Below are 6,372 nucleotides of genomic sequence, written 5' to 3'. Positions count from 1 at the left end.
CTCCTGACGACCGGCTACTGACTCCTACCCCCAGGAAAAACTTTTTCAGCAGACCCTAATTAAATTAAAAATGGATTTTAGCTTCGATCCCCCCTTAGTACTAGGGTTGATTCATAGTAGGGTTGATTCATGAATCAACCCTACCCTATAGTCCCCCCTTGATAAGGGTGGTGTCTGATAATTTTTAACGCCTACCTACTTAAATGATGAGATGATGACATTGGGGACGGAAATATGAGGAATTAGCGGAGATGAAAGCGTATATTGGAAGTAGAGCCATCCCTAGAAAAGTGAGCTACTGTTATGAACTCTTTTGCGCTTCCCGTCTTTCTGCAATCAGGTTTAACCCTACTGGCATTTTTAGTGCTGGTTATCCTCATGGCCTAAATCTTAATCCGTCTGTCTAGATTTTCATAGACAGTTAACAGCTGTTCAGCGATCGCCGACCAACTATATTGATTTAAGACTAAATCCTTGGCATTTTTCCCCCTTTGTTGGCGAATTTCAGGATGAGTGATAGCCGTTGCCAAAGTATTAGTTAAATCCTCAAGCTGACAAGCTGTCACCCATCCCGCAGCCGCTGCTGCCACCGCAGGATGCAGATCCACCTGGTCCGAGATCACCACAGGAATTCCGGCAGCCATAGCTTCTGCCACTGCGATGCCAAAATTTTCATAGTAGGAAGGTAAAACAAATAAATCGGCCCTAGCGAGGAGGTTATTTTTTACTTCTCCGGTCACAAATCCGGTAATTGTTGTATTTTTGCCCAAGATTGACCGCTCGATCTGATTTTTAATCCGATTTTCGTACTCCCTGTCCTGGGGATTGCCTCCTGCTAAGACAAAATGAAAATCTAGGCCTTTTTCTAACAACCTTTCTAAACTGGGCAGCAATAAATCTAGACCTTTTTTCGGATCAAGACGGGACATATAGAGAATGATCGGTTTATTTTCGGGAAGATCAAAACCCACGGGTAGAGCTTGTGGGTTAAAAAAATCTACCCCTAGGGGGATGACAATATCCTTAGTTTTTATATTAAATCTTTCGGCAGTTTGACACTCCTGCTCACTGGTAAAATGAACTGCCGCCGCCGCCGCTAAATTGGGTTTTTCCAGAAAATTGGCATATATTTGTTTAAGTTGCCGTTTTTTTTGCAAATCTGCCGGATCGAGGGTGCCTAGGGGACGGAGAATATAGGGCAGTTGACGGTAACGAGCGATCGAAGCCGATATACTGCTCACTGGGGAGAATAAGGCATGAATATGGGCGATATCGTAATCTTTTGCCCTATTTGCCAACCAAGTAAACAGATCAAGGGAAAATTTATAGCGGCGAAAGGGAGAACAGCGAAAATAATAGATTTGATAGCCATTTTGACTAACAGGGACCCCTAAAGGCACCTCTAGGGGTGCTTGTCCCGTGTCACCATTGGAATCGGTGGTAATAATGGTCACATCTTGGCCTAGTTGCGCCAAGGCCGCTGACAAACCGAGTACCATTTGACTGGGGCCACCATAAACAAGGGAAATCGAAGGAACAATCTGAAGAATTTTCATCGAAAAATTGGGTCAGAAACCCCGCCGTTCTAGGTTGGCTTTACTGTTAAATACTAGCGCATTTGCACGATATAAGTAGGTAGGCACAATTATTTGTAGGATGGGTTAGCGGTAGCGTAACATGAGCAGGCGTTGGGTTTCATGCTTCAACCCAACCTACGTTCATCTTATATTTAATTCCACCCACCCACTTAACATCGGACTTTAACAGGTCAAAAGCCTTATTTTAAAAGGGTTTTACCATTATTCAGCAGACCCTATGTAAGTTAAACTTATCACACAGAACCTAGAAGAGCCTGATAACTGATAACTGATAACTGTTAACCATTCATTGATAAATATTTAGCCACCGATTGCACATCTTTATCACCCCGTCCAGAGAAATTAATCACAATGCGAGGACTACCGGTCACTTGTGGGCAAAGAGTTTCTAAATAAGCTAAAGCGTGGGCAGTTTCTAGGGCTGGAATAATCCCTTCTAAACGGGAAACTCGTTGAAAAGCTTCTAGTGCTTCCTTGTCGGTGACACTGTAATATTCGGCGCGACCACTATCTTTTAAAAAGCTATGTTCTGGCCCGACTCCGGGATAATCTAAACCGGCACTAATTGAGTGGGCCTCGATAACTTGACCTTCGCTATCTTGTAATAAATAACTCATTGCTCCATGTAGAACCCCCGGTTGACCTTGGGTAAGGGTGGCGGCGTGTTTTCCGGAAGCGATACTTTCCCCGGCGGCCTCAACACCAATTAAACGCACGGAAGCTTCTTTAACAAACTCATGAAATAAACCCATAGCATTAGAACCACCCCCCACGCAAGCGAGGAGAATATCCGGTGAACCGCCCCATTTTTCCAGACTTTGCTGACGGGTTTCCTGACCAATAACCGCATGAAAATCGCGTACCATCATCGGATAGGGGTGGGGACCGGCCACAGAACCAAGGATGTAGTGAGTGGTTTCCACATTTGTTACCCAGTCGCGAATCGCTTCCGAGGTGGCATCTTTCAGGGTTCCTGTCCCGGCGGCCACGGGTTGCACCGTCGCGCCAAGCAGTCTCATGCGGAAAACATTGAGTTCTTGGCGTTCCATATCGTGAATTCCCATATAAATCACGCATTCTAGACCAAAACGAGCGCAAACCGTAGCGGTGGCCACGCCGTGCTGTCCTGCCCCAGTTTCGGCGATAATTCGCTTTTTACCCATGCGTTTGGCTAATAAAACCTGACCGAGGGCGTTATTAATCTTGTGGGCCCCGGTATGGTTTAAATCTTCACGTTTTAGGTAAATTTGCGCCCCAGTGCCGTCAGCTTTGGCATAATGGGCGGTGAGACGTTCGGCAAAATATAAGGGACTGGGTCTACCGACGTAATCCTTGAGCAGTTGATTTAATTCTTCTTGAAAATCGGGGTCGTCTTGATACTGATTATAGGCCGTTTCTAGTTCACTTAAGGCTGGCATCAGGGTTTCTGGGACGTATTTGCCCCCGTAGCGTCCAAAACGCCCAAAAGCATCGGGATACTGGGTTGCTGTGCCGGCTGAGGCGGCATAAATCGGCGTGATAGTCATGTAAACCTTCGATGAGAGACTTATGATCCATTATAAATCTAAGGGTTTAGTCTCTGGGTTAACCTGAGTTCCAGGGCAATCATCGCCTAACCCACTTAATCATCAAAGGGTGAGCATTGCCCACCCTTTGACTGATTTTACAGCCAAATACTCACATCAACTTTTAACACCTGTCCTAATAGTAATAACCATTTTAATTGAGTCATCGGCCAGGGACAGGCAGCATCTATTGAATTGGACCGCAAAGAATTAAGAACTAGACGACCATGGAAGTAATAATAGTATAATTCCTGAGAGCGATCGAGGGATAATCCTAGCTTTAATTGTTGGCTAACTTCAATTAAACGGGTGATTAAGCGAGTATCCTCCTCCGCCGTTAAAGGATCACCATCGTGTAATAATTTCCCAAGAGATTGCCAGAGCAAACTTTCTAAGGTTTGACGCGCTTCGGGAATATTTAATTGACAGTGTAAATGATTGGCCTCCTTAGCAATAGCAAATAATTGATCGAGATTATTTTCCGTTGCTTGCCGCTGCTCAAAATCTTTTTCTAGGGCATTAATCACCTGTAAACAACGATGAGAAATGGCAATATCGGCCGCTACCTGTAACTCTTGAGGTACGGGCAGCTCATCCCGTTGGAAAGCCGCTAAAATGCCGTAATTATCCCGATAAACTTGGGTGTATAATTGATCGAGACGTTTTTTAGTTTCGGCTGTCACCTTCTGCATGATCCGGTGTCTTTCATCGGCAAAAAGATGGGGTAAAGCAAAGAAGTTTTCTCCCAATCCGCGCCCCATTTCTACGATCATGGTCGAAACACTGGCCTGTTGTAAAGATTCAAAGAGATGATCCTTAAGATTGGTATAGATTAACCGACTGTTAAACGGTTGAATGCAGCAGTAAAAATCCCAACCTCCTAAATGTAGAACAGCAAAGACAAAATGTTCACTTTCTTGGGTAATTTCCGAGGTTAATTCCACCTGTCCCACTGCTAAAGTTAAAGACCCGATCGCTTGTTTTTGATAATCTAATTGACGGGTATTATAACAATAAATCCGATGATGACTGGGATAATTGGTAAATAGGGAACTAATAGCGTAATGGGCCGCCACCCGTTCCAAATCGACCCGCGCAGAAGTGACCAATTGTCGATAGACATCAGCCCCATCTTGATATAACTTAACGTTACTGGGAGCGAAAGCTAGACGACTGAGGAAATTCATTTCTAATTGAATTCCAGCTACTTCTCCAGCTAATTCCAGGGCCCGGCCAGCATATCTCAAAATTTGCGTACCTTCAGGTCGAGAAATTTCTTCAAAAAACCAGCCACAACTGGTAAACATCAATAAAGCCTGTCTTTGCATTTCTAATAAACGCAAAGCATCGATTTTCTCGCTTTTACTCAGGTTGCGACTTTGATGCAGGGCGAGGAAATGTTCGATCGCGTCTGGGGATCGATCTAAAATAACTGCAATGTAGTCATCCCTTGTCTGCCAAGGATCGCGGAAAAATTCCTGTCCTTGAATCTCATATACCTTAATCAACTCATCTCTGAGCCAATTTAGGGACTCCCGCAGGGGTTTACGCCATTTTTGCTGGTAATTTCCCCCTCCCCCGCAACCACAGTCATCCTGCCAACGATTTACGCCATGGACACAACTCCAAGCGGTCACGGGTTTTAATTCCACTTCCCAAGTCGGGGGGCAAATACTGAGATAATGGGCAAAATTGGTGACTGTCCAGCCGTTTTTAGGGAAAGATTCCGTAAAAGCATAGCTAAGACACTTCTCTGTCCCCTGTTTGTGGTGGCCGAAGGTTTCCCCATCGGTAGCGACGCTGATTAACTGGGAGGGACGATGATCCCCTTTAATTGCCTGTCCCAGACGACCGACGAGAAAATCACTGCTGGCTAGGACATCATTAAAGCCCATATCCCGAGAAATTGGACCATCGTAGAAGAAAATATCCAGATAACGACCATCGGGAATGTAACAGCGATAGGGACGGGTGGGATCGATTTGACCTCCGGCCACCGCGTGCCATTGGGGATGGGGATCCTGGTCGCTAGGGAAAGGACGACAGCGCAGGGCCTGGGAAGGGGCTAAAATGGTGAATTTAATCCCTTCATCGATTAAAGCTGTCACTGTGGCTAAATCAATGGCTGTTTCCGCTAACCACATTCCTTCGGGATCACGGCCGAAACGATGCTGAAAATCGGCTTTTCCCCAGCGAATTTGGGTGTATTTGTCCTGTTTGTTGGCTAGGGGCAGAATGATATGATTATAGACTTGGGCGATGGCGTTACCATGACCGTTTAAGCGTTGACAACTTTTTTGATCCGCTGTCAGGATGCGTTGGTAAACTTCGGGATCATGGGATTGCATCCATGACATGAGGGTGGCCCCGATGTTAAAGCTGAGATATTCGTAGTTATTAACTATTTTGATCACTTCCCCCCGATCATTGTAAATACGCGCAAAAGCATTGGCACGATAACACTCGTGATGGATGCGTTCATTCCAATTATGGAAGGGATGGGCGCTCGGTTGCCGTTCAATTCTGTCTAGATAGGGATTTTCTCGCGGTGGTTGGTAAAAATGTCCGTGAACCGTGATATAAACTCCGTGAGCGGTTTTCAGGGGATCGACCCCCGTATCGGTATAGGAATAAAAGGTTGTAGAAGGATGTTCAACAAGATAAGTCATAGAAATGCCTAGAAAATCGTTTTTTTTTGAGCGAAAATAGCTGTAGAATGTAGCGACCTGATGTTTAAAAAAACTGAAAACCTGGCCGTTTTTCACGGCCTTGGGGTCACAATATCACATTTTATTTTCTTAGCAAAGCTAGGGTTAACAATTCGCAACTTCTCTATACACAGCACTAAGTAGGGTCTGCTGAAAAAGTTTTTCCTAGGGGCAGGGTGTAGGGTGTGGGGTGTGGGGTGTGGGGTTTTACCCATTTTCATCGGGTAAATTACCTAATTTTCAGGGAAAAAGTCCAGGAATTTTCCCCCCGACCACTCCCATATCTGGTACTTTTTGATTGACAAAAAGTCTAAAAGTCTTACCCAACAAGGTTTTTAGATTTATTCAGCTAACCCTAAGTAGGGTCTGCTGAAAAAGTTTTTCCTGGGGGTAGGAGTCAGTAGCCGGTCGTCAGTAGCCAGTCGTTTCAGGCTTTGTTGCCCTTGTTTTGTGTACCAAGCGATGTACTACAAGAAGGATAATGCAAGGTTTTTGAAAGTC

At 45.1% G+C, this 6,372-nt stretch carries 3 protein-coding genes; all 3 read right to left on the bottom strand.

The genetic code is table 11. From position 1 onward, the window contains the following. Positions 1-383 precede the first annotated feature (383 nt). A complete protein-coding gene (gene hpsP / locus O9290_RS01760; RefSeq protein ID WP_288058765.1) occupies positions 384-1,556 on the bottom strand; it encodes a hormogonium polysaccharide biosynthesis glycosyltransferase HpsP in 1,173 nt (390 codons plus the stop codon). Between the two features lie 320 nt (positions 1,557-1,876). Further along, positions 1,877-3,124 carry a tryptophan synthase subunit beta gene (gene trpB / locus O9290_RS01755; protein ID WP_288058763.1) on the bottom strand — a complete coding sequence of 416 codons (1,248 nt, stop codon included), beginning with the start codon at positions 3,122-3,124 and terminating at the stop codon, positions 1,877-1,879. 137 nt (positions 3,125-3,261) lie between these two features. After that, positions 3,262-5,832 carry a DUF3536 domain-containing protein gene (locus tag O9290_RS01750; RefSeq protein ID WP_002757810.1) on the bottom strand — a complete coding sequence of 857 codons (2,571 nt, stop codon included), beginning with the start codon at positions 5,830-5,832 and terminating at the stop codon, positions 3,262-3,264. Positions 5,833-6,372: the final 540 nt, after the last annotated feature.

It is taken from the genome of Microcystis sp. LE19-41.2A, assembly GCF_027530405.1.
Taxonomy (GTDB): Bacteria; Cyanobacteriota; Cyanobacteriia; order Cyanobacteriales; family Microcystaceae; genus Microcystis; species Microcystis aeruginosa.
Note: the sequence above shows the minus strand (reverse complement) of the source record. Positions and strands in the feature narration are given on the sequence as shown.